Raw genomic sequence first — 17,002 nt, 5'->3', positions numbered from 1 at the left:
CAGCTACGAGTAAGTTACTTTTAAGCAAGCAAACTTTGTTGGAGATAAGCCGTTATTTCTTTTGGTTTGCCGATAAACTGCTGAAGTTCATTGCCTGATAAAATCAAATCATTTAAGCGTTGCTGCTGGCTCACATGAATCGTTTCAAAATTTAAGGATAAATCCTGATAAGCTTGCAGGATGTCATTAATACTTAAATTAAAATCATAAATATTATATAAACCCGCCTGCTCTTGATAATCAGCAGATAAAAAATAAGCAATACTTTGTACTACTCGATCAATATGAATATAAGGTCTAATTTGATTACCGCAACCATGCACTAATAAAGGTTCATGAAAAGCCATGGCCAAATTAAATTTGTTGATTAACGAGCCATAATGCATTGCCAAGCTATAGCCAAAAACATGCCCTAAACGCAAAATAACAACATCCCTATTTGGCTGAACTCGCACGAGCTGCTTCTCACCATTTAATTTTGAGTAAGCGTAAGGTGTGCTTGGCATGGGTTCGTCTGCAACGGTAAAGGGCTTAGAAGAGGTGCCATAAACAGCAGCACTACTTACATGAATTACTTTACTTACTTGACTTGTTGCAAGCAAGGAACAAAGTCCTGCCGTGCCCCAGTGATTAACCTGTTCAAATAAGTGGGTATATTCTTCGTTATAAGGTGCGCGCCTAACTGCTGCTAGGTGGCAAACAAAATCAATATCTTTTAATGCGTGTTTAAGCTTACGCTCATCTAACATATCTGCGCGAATAACGCTAACGTTAGCAGCGGCTAAATCTTTTAAACACTGGTAATTTGCTTGTAAAAAATTGTCATACACGGTGATGTGATTAATTGCTACGTTATTCATTAAGCATTTAGTTAATTCATAACCAATGTACCCTGCTCCTCCAGTAATTAAAACATTCACTTGTTTTCTACTCCCATCAATTCAGTATGCAAACCGCATTCTTCTTTTCGCATGCCAGCCCATCGCCCTTTTCGTGATAGCGTGCTGGCATTGATTAAGGTTGTCGTGCAAGGTATACAGCCGAGGCTTGCATACCCTTTACTTTGTAAGGGATGCTCGGGCAAGCCATAATATTTTGCATAATAGTAAATCTCTTTTGCAGTCCATTTTAATAACGGGTGATAACGAAGAATGCCATGTTTGCCTTGCATGTCTTCATGAAATTTTTCACGCGTTTTACTTTGTGATTCTCTAACACCATTTATCCAAATATCATGTTGTTGGATAATTGGTTCTAAGGGCAAAATTTTATTAACAAAGCAACAGTGATCAGGATCAGTCATAAATAAAAATTGCTGCTGTTTATCTAGTTGTCTTAATTTTGAAGTTGCTGATTGAAGCGTAACAATTTTTAGATGCAATTGGTTGCTTAATTTTTCTTTAAATAAATACGTTTCTGGAAACAAAAAACCCGTATCAATAAAATAAATGGGGACAGTAAAATCAAGCTCAGAAAGAATATGTAGCAGAGGCAAGCTTTGAGTTTGAAACGAGGATGTTGCAAATAGTTTCTTTCCTGCAGCGTGATACTGAGCAAGTTTTTCTTTAATGATTAAAACTCGTCCCGATAATTCTTCCATTAACTGCTCTGTAATAGTCGTAGCTTCCATAAATACCAGTGAGCGAGCGCTGTAATTAACAAGTTAAGTTAAAATACTACTATACATGAAAGTCCTATTCATAGTCTTGATATATCGATTTTTAACAGCCAGATCAAAATTAAATTGACAGACTAGTGAAGCTAATTTAGGATGCCAAACTTAAATCACCGGGGGTGCTTTGATTAGTCAAAGCTGAGAATTACCCTTAGAACCTGCACTGGATAATGCCTGCGGAGGGAGAGTGAGTATTGCTTGTATTAGGCATTCTTGCCTAAGCAGTCATTGCTCTTTTCTTCCTAAATAAAGGAGAAACGCAATGACTAATAAAGCCACACTTGACCTCTGCTTGGTCACGCAACTCAATGACCAGCCTCTTGATCAATACCTGCAATTCCTTGAATTAGCCATCAAAGGCGGTGTCACTCTGGTACAATACAGAGACAAGAATAAATCACTATCCGACATCCGTAACACCGCACTCGCATTAAAATCCTTATTAGCTAAATTAAAAATTCCCTTCATCATTAATGATTATGTTGAACTTGCGGCAGACATTGATGCCGATGGCGTACACATTGGCCAATCTGATCTTTCACCCTGGCAAGCGCATCGTCTACTAGGACCCGATAAAATCATCGGTTATTCCATTGAATCGTTTAACGAGCTTAACCAGGCAAACCAATTAGATTGTATCGATTATATTGCTGCCAGTGCTGTCTTTCCCAGTCAAACCAAAACCGATTGTAAAACCATTTGGCAATTAGCCGGCTTAAAAGAAATAGCGCAACGCTCTAAACATCCAGTGGTAGCCATCGGTGGCATTAATGCCAGTAATGTCCATGATGTAATAAAGCATGGCGCCAATGGCGTTGCGGTCATCAGCGCAATTCATGATTGTCCCGACCCATTCTTGGCTACTAGAGAATTAATAAAAAATATTCAACAAGGAAAATCTTATGCAATATGAAACTGTCTATCGCATAGTACAGCAAATTAAAGAGCAAAGACCCCTCATGCTCAATATAACCAATCAGGTCACGATGGGCTTTGTCGCGAATGGTCTATTGAGCTTAGGCGCTTCACCAATCATGACGCAAGGACTTGCTGAAATTCGCGATTTAATTCACTTATCAGATGGGATTATTATTAATATTGGCACATTAACAGATGAATTTCTTGCACTATGTGAGCAAGCCTGTTTAGTTGCTAATGAGCTAGGCAAACCTATTATTTTTGACCCTGTCGGGGCTGGGGCAAGTCAATACCGCACTCAAGCTTGCTTACATTTACTTAAACAGTATCAGTTTGCAACCATTCGCGGCAATGCCAGCGAAATATCGGCGTTATGCCGGTCAACTTATACAACAAAAGGTGTTGATGCCAGTATCACGACTGCAGAAGCCTTAGATACAGCCACCTGTTTTTCAACCGAGTATAAAGTGGTTCTCGTGATCAGTGGCCAAACGGATGCAGTCATTCAAGGAACACAAATTAACTTATTCGCTAGAGGCTCTGAGCTTATGCCTGCCATTACGGGTTCTGGGTGTTTATTAACTGCCATTATTGGCGCATTTCAAGCGTGCTCTTCGGATGCTTATCTCGCTGCTTGTGCGGCTGTTGTGTTTTATGGGATTTGTGGCGAACGTGCAGCTTATCTCGCAGAGGGTCCTGGCTCCTTTAAAGTTCATTTTTTAGATACCTTAGCAAAATTGCCACAACGAGGTGATTATGACCACGAATAATTTAGCTTGTGTTTTAAGTATTGCTGGTACTGATCCATCCGGGGGTGCTGGCATCCACGCTGACATCAAAGCGATTTCTGCAACGGGCAGTTATGCTGCAGCGGTCATTACGGCGTTAGTCGCACAAAATACAGAAGGTGTGCAAGCGATTGAAACCATTTCTGCGGGATTTGTGCAAAAGCAATTGCAATCTGTTTTGGATGACTTAAATGTTCAGACTATTAAAATAGGCATGTTGCATGATGAACCTATCATTGATGTAGTCTGTCAAACATTAAGCCAATTTAAATCCATACCTATTGTGTTTGATCCAGTGATGGTTGCTAAAGATGGCTCTCCCTTGCTCAAGCCAAAAACCTTAGGAAAACTAAAAGAAAAATTACTAAGCTTAGCCTACCTTATTACTCCTAACTTACCTGAAGCAGAACATCTATTAGATAAAAGCATCCGCAGCAAAGAGGACATGCAAACTGCCGCTATCACCATCGGCCAACTATATAAAACGAACGTTCTTCTCAAAGGCGGACATCTTAATACTGATACATCATCTGATGTGCTTTACTGCTTAAAAGAAGACACCTGCCATTGGTTTCATGCTAAACGAGTAAAAACTAAGAATACGCATGGTACCGGTTGCAGCTTATCATCAGCCATTGCCTCATACCTTGCTCAAGATTTTTCTTTATGGGAAGCAATAACTCAGGCGAAACACTATTTAACCCAAGCCATTTTATCTGGAAAACGATATCAGTTAGGTCACGGTCATGGGCCTGTCGATCATTTTTATTTTTTGGAGAATCGTACCGATGAGCCGTGTAAACCGGGATTATTGCGTAGAAGAAAGCCAAGCTAGAAGAGTTAAGTCTTGCGAACCTTTACGAAGTCAAAGGTGAAGCAAGTCAAGTGCGTTTTCAAAGTCCGTGCTGGATTGCTTCGCTTCGCTCGCAAGGCGTTGTTGCGTGGACAGAATAAGTGAACAAAACGACCTTGTAGTCTGAGTGAAATAAAGTGAAACCCGGGTTTAGACCCTAGGGGCCTGCGCCTAAGCTACGTTTACTTAGTATGAAATTAAATTACAACCGAATTACCGCGGCTTGACCACGGTATCCAGTGCAGTGGCACTGACGGGTTGGATAACCGTGGTCAAGCCACGGTATTTCGGACTAGGGTTAGATAAAGCTAGTAGATGCTGTCTTAAAACAAAAAACTTTTAATGAAATTTTGCTTGCTTTTAAAAACAGTATCTACATTTTAATTTATCCAGGCAACAAGGTCGTACAAATCTAACAAAAAATGAAGCCTTAGGTGATTAAATGATTTATACACAGATGTTACAAACCAGCTCTACCCTGTTTAGAAAAGCCCAGCACCACCCATTTAATACAGGACTATATCGTGGCACTTTACCTAGAAAGGTATTTAATAATTTCTTAGTGCAAGATAAATTATACTTGCATGAATTCTCCAGTGTGTTAAAAAAAATTGCCACACGTTTACCGCAGGAACAACACCAGCAGCTGTTTCATAAGTTTTCTAATTACATACTTAAAACCGAAATGAACCTGCACCAAAAATATTTATCCCCTAGTTTTATAAGCTTCTTTGCACACAAAGAATTTAAACCAATAAAGCAACTTCCAACCGTCTCTGAATACATTCGTTATTTACATGAGACAGCTGACAATGAGCCAGTTGCCATAGCGGTGGCAAGTTGCTTGCCGTGCTTTTCTTTATACAGTAATTTAGGATTACATATGCAACAGCAAGGGGTAGAGAAGAATAATCCTTATTATCTGTGGATAGAATCTTACTCCAGTAAAAATTTTTTATCAGCTAGAGATTTATTAATCGATGTAACCAATAACCTAGCCAGTACGCAAGATGAGGCTCAGCAAAAAAAGATGATTCACGCCTTTATCAAATCAACTCACTATGAATTATTATTTTGGGATAGTGTTTATGGGCATGCTAGCGTTGATACACCAAAAACATGGCATAGCAAAACCCAATACCCAGTTAAAGACTTAGAAGAACTGCCTCAATCAATCCGATATAATCTTAGTTAATTAGATTTAATCGCTGCGCCATTATTATGATCAATTCATAGCTTGAAAGCGGGTTTATTAGCTCAGCGGTTTGGCTGGTTCTTTATTACTAACTTGATTGAAAACTTCAAAATCTTCATTGGTCAAACCGAGCTTAAGGCCCAATTCTGCGAGAGCATTACCTGTGCAAATACGGGTTAATAATTTGTTCAATTAAAATGAGATACCTCATTTAATATCGCCTAATCTTAGTTCATTAAAGCGTTACCAATAGCCAAATATTATAATTCTCATTTCCGTAAATCCACGGCAGTGATCAACAATAAATTCTCTCTCCTACATTAGATCATAGAGAGTTTAATCAAGGCCTTAGTGATGCATATAATTAATGTTATTTAATTTAAAATCAATGAATTGCAATCACATACTTCTATGTAACAATAAATCATAATATGATGTAGCCCGTAACTACCATTGTATAACTGAGGTCAGAGAGATGATTAAAATAGTAACAAGTAGAGAGTTCAATCAAGATGTAAGTAAGATAAGACGTGACGCCCGAAATGAGCCAGTTTTTATTACCGATAGAGGACGCGCAGCACATGTCCTGATGTCTATTCAAGACTATGAAAAGCTTATTTCTCAAAAAGAAACTATCGTTGATTTGTTGGCAATGGCAAAGATAGCAGATATTGATTTTGAGCCAGAAAAGCTTAGTAAAAAAATTTTATACTCTGAGGAATTCGACTATGTTTCTTCTTGACACGAATGTAGTTTCTGAATTACGCAAGGCTAATTCAAATAAAGTAAATCATAATCTTGTTCACTGGGCTAAAAAAACAAATATTTCACTCATGTTCATTTCAGTTATTTCCCTTTTAGAATTAGAAATGGGTATTTTGAAAAAGGAGAAAAAAGATCCTCTGCAAGGCTCGACGCTTAGAGCCTGGTTTGATTCCCATGTGTTACCTGCATTTGCTGCACGCATTGTCCCTATTGATATTGCTGTAACGAGGACAATGGCCAAGCTTCATGTACCTAAATCTTGCTCGAGAAGAAATGTAATGATTGCAGCTAGCGCCCTTATCCATGGCATGACTCTTGTGACCCGCAATAAGGTAGATTTTGCGAAAACTGGCGTAGACATAATTGATCCCTGGGAATCAGATGAAGAATGATATTACCTTTGCTAGTTACCAACAACGACACTTGACTATTATTTAATTAATGTAAGTTCGCTATAAAAATAACGGCTTTATAGCGAACTACTCTTTTTTAATTTCACGCCTTAACTTAATGGAATAAAGTATGAGAGTAAACATTAGCATCGTCTTCAGCCACTTTGATTGCCTCTTTAATACATGCTTTGACTTTACTTCTTACGTATATTTTATAATCTTCAAGCTCCTCATTAGTTGTAGGCCAAAGCTTAGAGCTTATTAAAGCTTGCGCTTTTTGGTAATATGGATTGTCCTTGCCTATCTGCTCATTAATATGCCAAAAGATCTCATCAGGCAGTTTACTACACGCTTGAGCTGTAATTTTCCCTTCTTTATTTGTTATTTCGACTTTTGACACAAAGCGTGCATCCTGACGAAAGAAGCGATATAGCGGGTTAGTCTGTGGTGCTTTAATGAGCCTAGCCAATTGGTCATCACGAAAACAAATTACCTCATCAAGCCAACGTTTGCTGACAACCTTATTCTTAAATTTTTCAGGTAGCAAGTCAGTCATGCGCTCTAGCTCAGCTTGATGATCACTATCGATAATAATACAGTTTAAGTTGTTACAGCCAAAAAAATTATCAGCAATGCCCGTTATTCCAGCAGGAAGCGTTATCGTCTGTAAGCTGCTACATCCGTTAAATGTATTATAATTAATGGTCGTTATCCCAGCAGGAAGCGTTATTGTTTGTAAGCTGCTACATTCACTAAATGCTCCAAGGCCAATGGTTGTTACCCCTGCAGGAATCGTTATCGTTTGTAAGCTACTACACTCTTCAAATGCCCAGTCGCCAATGGTCGTAATCCCAATAGGAAGTACTATCGTTTGTAAGCTGCTACATCCCTTAAATGCGCTAAAACTAATGGTCGTTACTCCAGCAGGAATCACTATCATCTGCAAGCTGCTACACTCGCTAAACGCCTGATCCTCAATGGTCGTGAGTCCTGCAGGAAGTGTTATTGTTTGTAAGTTGCTACACTTACTAAACGCCTCAAAACTAATGGTTGTTACCCCTGCAGGAATCGTTATCGTTTGTAAGCTGCTACATCCGTGAAATGCTGCCATACCAATCGTCGTTACCCCAGCAGAAAACGTTATCGTTTGTAAGCTAGAACAATAAGTAAACGCTCCCTTGTTGATAGTCGTTATCTCCGCAGGAAGCGTTACCTTTTGTAAGCTGGGGCACTCAGCAAACGCCGCAAAGTCAATAGTCGTTACTCCAACAGGAATCTCATAATAACCATCAATAACATCACTCTCATGAACTTTAAGCAGAATTTGACCGTCATCACTTAATTGCATTAATTCTTCACTCTTAATTAGGCTTTGCGCTAACCTTATAGGTTTACCCTTAACCATTTGATTAAATAAATTTATTCTAAAATTTGGTTGAATTTTTATGTAGATAAACTAGTAAATTTGTTTAATTTGCAGAAGATAGTAATTTGGAAATAATAAATTTCTAAATTGGAAAAGGTAAGGTAAAAATAAGGCCGTTATTGGCTATTTTAACTGTTCATGCTGCTTTTAAATGTTTATTACACACGTATTAAGTTTGGTATCCTGCCAAAGTCCTTTTTAAGTCTCTATTAATTAATCTCCCGAACTTAATTAAGTGGCGCAGCCGGAGAAGCAGCTTGGGCCTCTTCTGTGGCAGCTTGGAAATTCTCTGCCTGTTTAATGCACTTATTGACTATTTTTATTAATTTTTCTTCATAGCCTTTAAGCGCCTCAGGGGTTGTAGGCCAAGGCTCACGCCCGATTAAGGCTTTCGCTTTTTGGTAATAACGATTAGCATCAGCTCCGTGGACGTTAATATGACAAAATATCTCTTCTGGTAGTGTAGGACACGTTTTTTCTAGCCCTTGTTGTTCTTCATTTTCTACGCTTACCTTTGATATATACCTCGTATCAACATGAAAGAAACGATAAAGCTGATTGGTTTGTGGACTGAAGAGAATTCTAGCGAGTTGCTTCTCCTGAAGCTGAATAACTTCAACGCATAAACTTTTTGAGGTAACTTTGTTTTTTAACCTTTCAGGTAATAAGGTCTTTATTCGCTCTACTTCCGCTTGATCATCGCCATCAATGATCATCAATTTTAATTTTTCACAACCCTCAAATACCTCACGGCCACTCATTGTAACTCCAACAGGAAGTAATAAAATTTTTAAGTTGGTACAATTAGAAAATGCCGAGTTCTTAATGGTTGTTACCCCAGCAGGAAGTATTATTGCTTGTGAGCTGCTACATTCTCCCAATGCTCCATCCCCACTTACCATTACTTCTGTAGGAAGTATTACCTTTTGTAAACTGCTACAGTCATTAAACGCGCCAAAACCAATAGTCGTTATCCCTGCAGGAAGGATTACTGTTTGTAAGTTACGACACTCACTAAACGCCCAGTCGCCAATGGACTTAACGCCAGCATGAAATATTATTGTTTGTAAGCTGCGACATTTAAAAAATGCACACCCGGCAATTGTCGTAATCTCAGCAGGAATTTGAAAAGAACCATCAATAATATCACTCTCCTCAATTCTAGTCAGAGTTTTACCGTCAGCATTTGATTTCATTATTCTTTGCTCCTAAATAGGTCCACACTAATCTTATAAATAGATTTATCCCAAAATATATTTTAATTATCTTGTATATAATTTAATAAATTTGTTTAATTTGTGGAATATGGTAGTTTGGAAACAGTAAATTTCTAAATTAGAAAAGGTAGAGTAAAATAAGGCTGTTATTGGCAATTTTTAACTGTTCATGCTGCTTTTAAATATTCATTACACAAATATTAAATGCAAGTAATTTATCCATTTCACTATTGGAATCATTAAATTTGGCATCCTGCCAAAAGCCTGGTTTAAGGCCTTATTAATGAATCCCAGGTTAATTAAGTGGCGCGGCCGGAGAAGCAATTTGAGCCTCTTCTGTAGCGGCGTGGAAATGCTCTGCCTGTTTAATGCACTTATTGACTATTTTTATTAATTTTTCTTCATAGCCTTTAAGCTCCTCAGGTGTTGTAGGCCAAGGCTCACGCCCAATTAAAATCTTTGCTTTTTGGTAATAAAGATTAGCATCAGTTCCTTGATTGTTAATATGACAAAATATCTCTTCTGGTAGAGTAGGACACGTTTTTTCTACTATTTGTTTTTTGTCATTTTCTACGTTCACCTTTGATACATACTGCGTATCAACATGAAAGAAACGATAAAGCTGATTGGTTTGTGGGCTAAAGAGAATCCGTGCAAGTTGCTTCTCCTGAAGCCTAATCACTTCATCATATAAGCTTTTTGCGATAATCTTGCTTGTTAACTTATAGGGTAATAAAGCATTTAGTCGTTCTAACTCCGCTTGATCATCGCTATCAATGATAATCCGGGTCAATTTGTCGCAACCTAGAAATGCATCATATTTAATATCCCTAACTCCAGCAGGAAGCGTTATCGTTTGTAAACTGCTACATTCGCTAAATGCTTCGGTGCCAATGGCCTTAAGCCCAACAGGAAGTGTTATCGTTTGTAAGTTGCTACATCCTCGAAATGCCCGGGCGTGAATGCCCGTAATCCCAGCAGGAATTACTATCGTTTGTAAGCTGCTACACTTAAAAAATCCTCCCCAGCCCATAGTCCTTATCCCAGCAGCTTTAAATGCCGAGACACCAATATCCGTAATCCCAGCAAGAAGCATCATCGCTGGTAAGTGGCTATGATTTAAATGTCCTCCCCTGATAGTCTTTATACCAAGAAGTGCTAGTGTTTTTAAGCTGCTAACCTTAGCAAACGCCTCAACCCCAATAGTCGTTACCCCAGCAGGAATCTCATAAAAACCATCAATAATATTGCTCTCATCAACTTTAAGCAGAATTTTACCGTCAGCACTTAATGGCATTATTTCTTCGCTCCTAATTAGATCCACACTCATCTTTTAAATAAATTTAACCCAAAATATGTTTTAATTATTTTGTTTGTAATTTAATGATTTTGTGCAATTTTTGGAATATATTGATTTGGAAATAAACAATTTCTAAATTAGAAAAGGTAAGGTAAAAATAAGGTTTATATTGGCGGTTTTTAACTTTAATGCTGTTTTTAAATTTTAATTACAAGCATTAAATGATAAAATAATGGTAGCTAGATAGAGATTAAACACAGATAATTTGCCCATTTAACTAGTTTGATCATTAAGTTCGGCATCCTGCCAAAGAATTTAGTTTAAGGTCCTATGCATTCATCTTCCTAAGCTTAATTAAACGAAGTGGCCGGAGAAGCAGTTTGAGTCTCTTCTGGAGCGGCGTTGAAACGCTCTGCCTGCTTAATACATTTAGAAACTATATTTATTAAACGCGCTTTATATTTTTGAAGTTCCTCAAGCGTTTTAGGCCAAGGCTCGCGTTCGATTAAGACTTTTGCTTTTTGATAATAAAGATTCGCATCAGCTGCTTGAATATTAATATGACAAAACATCTCTTCTGGTAGTGTACTACGCGATTTTTTTATCGTTTGTTGTTCTTCATTTTCTACGTTCACCTTGGTTACGTGCCGTGTATCAACATGAAAGAAACGATAGATCGGATTAGTTTTTGGACTGAAGAGAATTCTGGCGAGTTGCTTATCTTGAATCCGAAAGACTTCAGTGTATAAACTTTTTGAGACCACCTTGCTTTTGAACTTTTCACGTAATGAGGCAGCTGTTCGCTCTAACTCCGCTTGATCATTGCTATCAATAATAATATAGGTTAATTTTTTGCAGCCCTTGAATATACCATGGCCAATCCTCTTAACTCCAGCAGGAAGTGCTATTGTTTGTAAGCTGATACATTCGCTAAATGCCCCGGCGCCAATGGCCTTAATCCCGACAGGAAGCGTTATTGTTTGTAAGCTGCGACATCCTTTAAACGCCCCTATTGTAATGGCCGTTATCCCTGCAGTAAGTGCCACCCTTTGTAAGCTGCTACAGTTGTCAAACACCCCAATACCAATGGACTTTATCCCCGCAGGAAGCGTTATTGTTTGTAAGCTGCGGCATTCGCTAAATGCCCAGTCGCCAATGGCCTTAATCCCAGCAGGAAGTGCTATTGTTTTTAAACCGCCACATCCGAAAAATGCCTGGTCGGCAATGACCTTAATCCCGGCAGGAAGTACTATTGTTTTTAAGCTTCTACACTCAGCAAATGCCGCAAAGCCAATAGTCGTTACGCCAGCAGGAATCTGATAAGAACCATCAATAATATCATTTTCATTAACTTTAAGCAGCGTTTTACTGTCATCACTTAATTTCATTATTTCTTCACTCCTAATTAGGTTTACCTTGTAAATCAATTTATCCCAAAACATGTTTCAATTATTTTGTGCATAATTTAATAAATTTGTTTAATTTTTTGAATATAGTAGTTTGGAAACAATAAATTTCTAAATTAGAAAAGGTAGGGTAAAACTAAGGCTGTTATTGGCAGTTTTTAACTTTTCATACTGCTTTTAAACGTTTATTACATAAATATTAAACGCAAGTAATTTGTCTATTTAACTATTGGAATCATTAAATTTGGCATCCTGCCAAAGACCTTGATTTAAGCCTATATTAATTCATCCTGCCGAGCTTAATTAAGCGGGGGCGGTAGGAGAAGCAATTGGGATTTCTTCTATAGCAGCTTGGATATCCTCTGCCTGTTTAATACACTTAGTGACTATCTTTATTAAGCGTGCTTCATAGCACCTAAGCTCCTCATGAGTTTTAGGCCAAGGCTCGCGCCCAACTAAAACCTTCGCTTTTTGATAATAACGATTAGCATCAGCGCCTTGGATATTAATGTGGCAAAAGATTTCTTCTGATAGTGTAGTACACGTTTTTTCTAGCATTTGTTTTTTTTCATCTTCTATGTTCACCATTGATACATACCGTGTATCAAAGTGAAAGAAACGATAAATCTGATTGGTTTGTGGGCTAAAGAGAATCCGTGCGAGTTGCTTATCCTGAAGCCGAATAACTTCATCAAATAAACTTTTTAAGATAACCTTGCTTTTGAACTGTTTACTTAATGAGGCAGTCATTTGCTCTAACTCCGCTTGATTATCATTATCGATAATAATCGAGGTTAATTTGTCACAACCCGGAAATACACTATAGCCAGTAATCTCAATGCCAGCAGGAAGTATTAACGTTTGTAAATTAGTACAATTAATAAATGCTGTGTTAGCAATGGTTGTTACTCCTGCAGGGATTGTTATCCTTTGTAAACTGCGACATCCTCGAAATGCACCAATCCCAATCGTCGTTACCTCTGCAGGAAGTGTTATCCTTTGTAAACTGCGACATTCACTAAATGCGCGGGCGCCAATGGCGGTAATCCCAGCAGGAAATACTATTGTTTGTAAGCTGCTACACTTAGCAAATGTGCCATTATCAATGGTCGTGACTCCAGCAGGAATCGTTATCGCTTGTAAGCTACTACAATGACTAAACGCCCCAGCCCCAATCGTCGTTACGCCAACAGGAATCGTTATCGTTTGCAAGCTACTACAATGACTAAACGCCCCAGCCCCAATCGTCGTTATCCCAGCAGGAATCTGATAAGAACCATCAATAATATCATTCTCATCAACGTTAAGCAGCGTTTTACCGTCAGCACTTAATTGCATTATTTCTTCGCTCCTAATTAGATTTACACTCATCTTTTAAGTAAATTTAACCCAAAATATGTTTTAATTATTCTGTGTTTAATTTAATTAATTTGTACAATTTTTGGAATACAGTGATTTGGAAACAATAAATTTCTAAATTAGAAAAGGTAGGGTTTCTATTGGTAATTTTTAATTGTTCATGCTGCTTTTAAACGTTTATTACACACGCATTAAACGATGAACTAACGCCCAGCTAGGTAGACATTAACGCAGGTAATTTGGCCCTTTAACTATTTCAACCATTAAATTTGGCATCCTGCCAAATTCCTTGGTTTAAGCCATATTAATTAAACGGAGTGACCGGGGAAGCAGTTTGATTCTCTTCTATGGCAACGTGAAAATGCTCTGCCTGTTTAATGCACTTAGTGACTATGTTTATTAACCTTTCTTCATAGCCTTTAAGCTCTTCAGGGGCTTTAGGCCAAGGCTCGCGCTCGATTAGAGCTTTCGCTTTTTGGTAATAACGATTAGCATCAGCTCCTTGTGCATTAATATGGCAAAATATCTCTTCTGGTATTGTAGTACCTGCTTTTTCTATCGCTCGTTGTTCTTCATTTTCTATGTTCACCTTGGATACATACCGCGTATTAACATGAAAGAAACGATAAAGCTGATTGGTATGTGGGCTGGAAAGAATTCTAGCGAGGTGCTTGTCCTGAAGCTGCCTAATAACTTCAACATATAAACTTTTGGGGATAACCTTGCTGCTTAACTCTTCAGGTAATAAGGCAGTTATTCGACCTAAATCAGCTTGATCGTCACTATCGATGATAATCCAGGCCAATTTTTCACAACCTTCAAATGCACCATCGCCAATTGTCTTAACTCCAGCAGGAAGCGTTATCATTTGTAAGCTGCTACAGTTAGCAAATGCGCCTTCATAAATAGTCGTTACGCCAGTAGGAATCGTTATCGTTTGCAAACTACGACATTTATCGAATGCTCCAAGTCCAATAGCCGTTACCCCCACAGGAATCGTTATCGCTCGTAAGTTGGTACACTGTGCAAAAACAAAATCATCAATAATTGTCACTCCAGCAGGAATTATTACCGTTTGTAGACTACGACACTTACTAAACGCCCCTTCACCAATATTTGTTACGCCATCAGCAATCGTTATCGTTTGTAAACTACAACGCTTAACAAATGCCCATTCACCAATATTCGTTACGCCATCAGGAATCATTATCGTTTGTAAACTACGACATTGAATAAATGCCTCGTCGCTAATACTCGTTACTCCAACAGGAATCTGATAAGAGCCATCAACAATATCACTCTCATCCACTCTAAGCAGAATTTTACCGTCATCACTTAACATTATTTCTTCACTCCTAACTAGGTTTACACTAACCTTATAAAAAAATTTATCTCAAAACATGTTTTAATTATTCTGTGTATAATTTAATAAATTTGTATAATTTTTGGAATACAGTAGTTTGGAAACAATAAATTTCTAATTTGGCAAGAGGTATAGTAGAAGTAGTGATTTTATTGACAATTTTTTAACTTTAGGCCAGTCTCAACGACGAGGTTGACATTTACCAAGCGGTCTTAATTTAATCCCCTTTTCTTAGCTAGTTAAGTGGAGGACAGAAGAGGCCAATATTGGCCTCTTCTGTCGCGGCGTGGAATGCTAGTATTTTATTACCGGCTTTTCTATCTCTTGTTTTTCTTCATTTTCTACCATTGCCCCAGATGCATACTGTCTATCAACCTGAAAGAAACTATAATTTTTATCGCTTGGCGGGCTAGAGTGAGTGCTAGCTAGTTGCAGGTCCTGAGGCCAGATAACTTCAGTATATGAATTTTTTAAGATAATCTTGTTTATTAACCCTTTAGGTAATAAGGCAACTATTTGCCCTAATTTAGGATCATCACTATCAATGGTAATCCAGGTTAATTTTTTACAACCTTCAAATGCACTATCGTCAATACTCTCAACTCCAGCAGGAATCATTAACGATTGTAAGTTGGTACAGTTCCTAAACGCCGCGGTATCAATGGTCTTTAATCCAGCAGGAAGGGTTATTGTTTCTAAGCTGCGACATCCTGCAAATGCTCCTATTCCAATTGTCGTTACCTCTGCAGGAAGTGTTACCCTTTGCAAGCTGCTACAGCTGCAAAACATCATAGAGTCAATGGTTGTCATTCCAGCAGGAAGTATTATTGTTTCTAAGCTGCTACATTCCATAAATGCGAAGGTTCCAATGGACCTAATTCCGTCCGGAAGTGCTATTTTTTGTAAATTGCTGCACTTAGCAAATGCTCCACGGCCAATAGTCGTTACTCCCTCAGAAATCGTTATCGTTTGTAAGTTGGCACACTCTGCAAATGCACAGCTTTCAATAGTCGTTACTCCAGCCGGAATCTGACAAGAACCCGCAATAATATCACTCTCATCCACTTTAAGCAGAGTTTTACCGTCATCACTTAATCTCATTATTTCTTCACTCCTAATTAGGTTTACACTAACCTTATAAAAAAATTTATCTCAAAACATGTTTTAATTATTCTGTGTATAATTTAATAAATTTGTATAATTTTTGGAATATAGAAGTTTGGAAACAATAAATTTCTAAATTGGCAAGAGTTATAGTGAGGTTAATGATTTTATTGGCAATTTTTTAACTTTAGGCCAGTCTCAACAACCAAATCAAAATGACGAAGTTAACATGACTCATTTTATAATTGGTTTAAATTAATTCTATAATTAAGATTAATTAACTTTTTAGTATTCTAAATACTATGAATTTATTATCTTGCTTAAAAAGTTTTATCGCTACCGTGGACTGTGGCAGCTTTTCAGCAGGTGCGCGCAAATTATATATTTCTGCCTCGAAAATCAGTAAGCAAATTACCTGGCTTGAAGAAGATTTAAAAGTAAAATTATTTATTCGCTCAACGACTCGGCTAGTTTTAACAGAACAAGGTCAAATGCTTTACAAAAAAACCATGCGGCTTTTTGATGAATTACAAGAAATTAAGTCTATCCATCAGCATAGCGACACTGAACCACGAGGAACAATTCAAGTTTACTTTACTGTAACGCCCCTAGTGCCCTATCTGACTCATTTAAGTATCGAATTCATGAAGAAATACCCACAAATTAGAATTAACATTGTGGTTGGGTCAGAATCAATAGCCATATACAATTATCAATTTGATATTGCTTTTTCATTCCAAACTGTCAAGCATCCTAAGTTAATCTATAAAGATTTTTTTTCTATTCAACGACAACTTTTTGCCTCACCTGCTTATATTAAACAACATGGCTGCCCCAAAAGCCCGACTGATTTATCTAACCATAATTGTCTTGTCAACACGTTATATGGCTTAGATAATAATTGGCTATTTCATAATACAAAAGTTCAGGTGGAAGGTAATTTTATCAGCAATAATGCAACCGTGCTAAAACAAGCTGCTATTGACTCGTTAGGTATTATTTGGGCACCTTTATTTTCGGTACAGCAAGAAATATTAGAGGGTAAGTTAATTCCTGTTTTGCCAGAGTATAGCTCGCCCCCTATTATGATCTATGCAATCTCTCCATCTGCTATGTTAGATAATAAAAATATCCGTCTACTTTTAAATTTTTACTATACGCAGGCATTAAATGATGGCATAACGGTTAGCTAGGTAGAGATTAAAAGCAGCTAATTTTTTACAATTGATCATTTAAATTAT

At 37.7% G+C, this 17,002-nt stretch carries 16 protein-coding genes and 1 riboswitch; of the genes, 7 read left to right on the top strand and 9 right to left on the bottom strand.

All coding sequences use genetic code 11. The features are described from left to right. Positions 1-20: 20 nt before the first annotated feature. Both DYE47_RS02220 and DYE47_RS02215 read right to left on the bottom strand, forming a co-directional pair. Positions 21-920 carry an NAD-dependent epimerase/dehydratase family protein gene (locus DYE47_RS02220; protein ID WP_160149824.1) on the bottom strand — a complete coding sequence of 300 codons (900 nt, stop codon included), beginning with the start codon at positions 918-920 and terminating at the stop codon, positions 21-23. Further along, positions 917-1,630 carry a phosphoadenylyl-sulfate reductase gene (locus DYE47_RS02215; protein WP_115301706.1) on the bottom strand — a complete coding sequence of 238 codons (714 nt, stop codon included), beginning with the start codon at positions 1,628-1,630 and terminating at the stop codon, positions 917-919. Before DYE47_RS02215 ends, DYE47_RS02220 begins: the two co-directional genes overlap by 4 nt. Positions 1,631-1,780: 150 nt before the next feature. After that, a riboswitch (TPP riboswitch) is annotated at positions 1,781-1,878 on the top strand. 59 nt (positions 1,879-1,937) lie between these two features. Here DYE47_RS02215 and thiE point away from each other — a divergent pair. The 6 genes from thiE (at position 1,938) to DYE47_RS02180 (ending at position 6,586) form a co-directional block, all read left to right on the top strand. Next, a complete protein-coding gene (thiE, locus tag DYE47_RS02210) occupies positions 1,938-2,588 on the top strand; it encodes a thiamine phosphate synthase (RefSeq protein ID WP_115301705.1) in 651 nt (216 codons plus the stop codon). Continuing rightward, positions 2,578-3,363: a hydroxyethylthiazole kinase gene (gene thiM, locus DYE47_RS02205; protein WP_115301704.1), complete on the top strand. Its 786-nt coding sequence runs from the start codon at positions 2,578-2,580 to the stop codon at positions 3,361-3,363. Before thiE ends, thiM begins: the two co-directional genes overlap by 11 nt. Further along, positions 3,350-4,216: a bifunctional hydroxymethylpyrimidine kinase/phosphomethylpyrimidine kinase gene (thiD, locus tag DYE47_RS02200; protein WP_115301703.1), complete on the top strand. Its 867-nt coding sequence runs from the start codon at positions 3,350-3,352 to the stop codon at positions 4,214-4,216. The genes thiM and thiD overlap by 14 nt, the downstream gene beginning before the upstream one ends. Before the next feature lie 460 nt (positions 4,217-4,676). After that, positions 4,677-5,429 carry a TenA family protein gene (locus DYE47_RS02195; protein ID WP_115301702.1) on the top strand — a complete coding sequence of 251 codons (753 nt, stop codon included), beginning with the start codon at positions 4,677-4,679 and terminating at the stop codon, positions 5,427-5,429. A gap of 475 nt (positions 5,430-5,904) precedes the next feature. After that, on the top strand, positions 5,905-6,171 hold the full coding sequence (locus DYE47_RS02185; protein ID WP_115301700.1) for a type II toxin-antitoxin system Phd/YefM family antitoxin: 267 nt from the start codon (positions 5,905-5,907) through the stop codon (positions 6,169-6,171). Continuing rightward, complete coding sequence (locus DYE47_RS02180; RefSeq protein ID WP_115301699.1) at positions 6,158-6,586, top strand: type II toxin-antitoxin system VapC family toxin; 429 nt, start codon at positions 6,158-6,160, stop codon at positions 6,584-6,586. Before DYE47_RS02185 ends, DYE47_RS02180 begins: the two co-directional genes overlap by 14 nt. Before the next feature lie 115 nt (positions 6,587-6,701). Here DYE47_RS02180 and DYE47_RS02175 read toward each other — a convergent pair whose 3' ends face one another. The 7 genes from DYE47_RS02175 to DYE47_RS02145 all read right to left on the bottom strand — a co-directional run bounded on the left by DYE47_RS02175 (position 6,702) and on the right by DYE47_RS02145 (position 15,758). Further along, positions 6,702-7,934: a leucine-rich repeat domain-containing protein gene (locus DYE47_RS02175; RefSeq protein ID WP_160149823.1), complete on the bottom strand. Its 1,233-nt coding sequence runs from the start codon at positions 7,932-7,934 to the stop codon at positions 6,702-6,704. Between the two features lie 305 nt (positions 7,935-8,239). Then, a complete protein-coding gene (locus DYE47_RS02170) occupies positions 8,240-9,208 on the bottom strand; it encodes a leucine-rich repeat domain-containing protein (RefSeq protein ID WP_115301697.1) in 969 nt (322 codons plus the stop codon). Positions 9,209-9,524: 316 nt separating this feature from the next. Next, positions 9,525-10,526 (bottom strand): leucine-rich repeat domain-containing protein, encoded by a 1,002-nt coding sequence (locus DYE47_RS02165; protein ID WP_160149822.1) that lies wholly within the window; start codon positions 10,524-10,526, stop codon positions 9,525-9,527. A 353-nt stretch (positions 10,527-10,879) separates the two neighbouring features. Further along, a complete protein-coding gene (locus tag DYE47_RS02160; RefSeq protein ID WP_160149821.1) occupies positions 10,880-11,917 on the bottom strand; it encodes a leucine-rich repeat domain-containing protein in 1,038 nt (345 codons plus the stop codon). Between the two features lie 321 nt (positions 11,918-12,238). Further along, complete coding sequence (locus DYE47_RS02155) at positions 12,239-13,273, bottom strand: leucine-rich repeat domain-containing protein (protein WP_160149820.1); 1,035 nt, start codon at positions 13,271-13,273, stop codon at positions 12,239-12,241. 325 nt (positions 13,274-13,598) lie between these two features. Beyond that, complete coding sequence (locus tag DYE47_RS02150; RefSeq protein ID WP_115301693.1) at positions 13,599-14,636, bottom strand: leucine-rich repeat domain-containing protein; 1,038 nt, start codon at positions 14,634-14,636, stop codon at positions 13,599-13,601. Between the two features lie 315 nt (positions 14,637-14,951). Further along, complete coding sequence (locus tag DYE47_RS02145) at positions 14,952-15,758, bottom strand: leucine-rich repeat domain-containing protein (protein WP_115301692.1); 807 nt, start codon at positions 15,756-15,758, stop codon at positions 14,952-14,954. A 305-nt stretch (positions 15,759-16,063) separates the two neighbouring features. Between DYE47_RS02145 and DYE47_RS02140 the strand changes: the two genes are divergently transcribed. Next, the gene (locus DYE47_RS02140) at positions 16,064-16,954 is read left to right on the top strand and encodes a LysR family transcriptional regulator (RefSeq protein ID WP_115301691.1); all 891 of its coding nucleotides are present in this window, start codon (positions 16,064-16,066) and stop codon (positions 16,952-16,954) included. Positions 16,955-17,002: the final 48 nt, after the last annotated feature.

The sequence above is a fragment of the Legionella beliardensis genome (genome assembly GCF_900452395.1).
Taxonomy (GTDB): domain Bacteria; phylum Pseudomonadota; class Gammaproteobacteria; order Legionellales; family Legionellaceae; genus Legionella_C; species Legionella_C beliardensis.
This window is presented reverse-complemented; position numbering and strand designations above follow the sequence as displayed.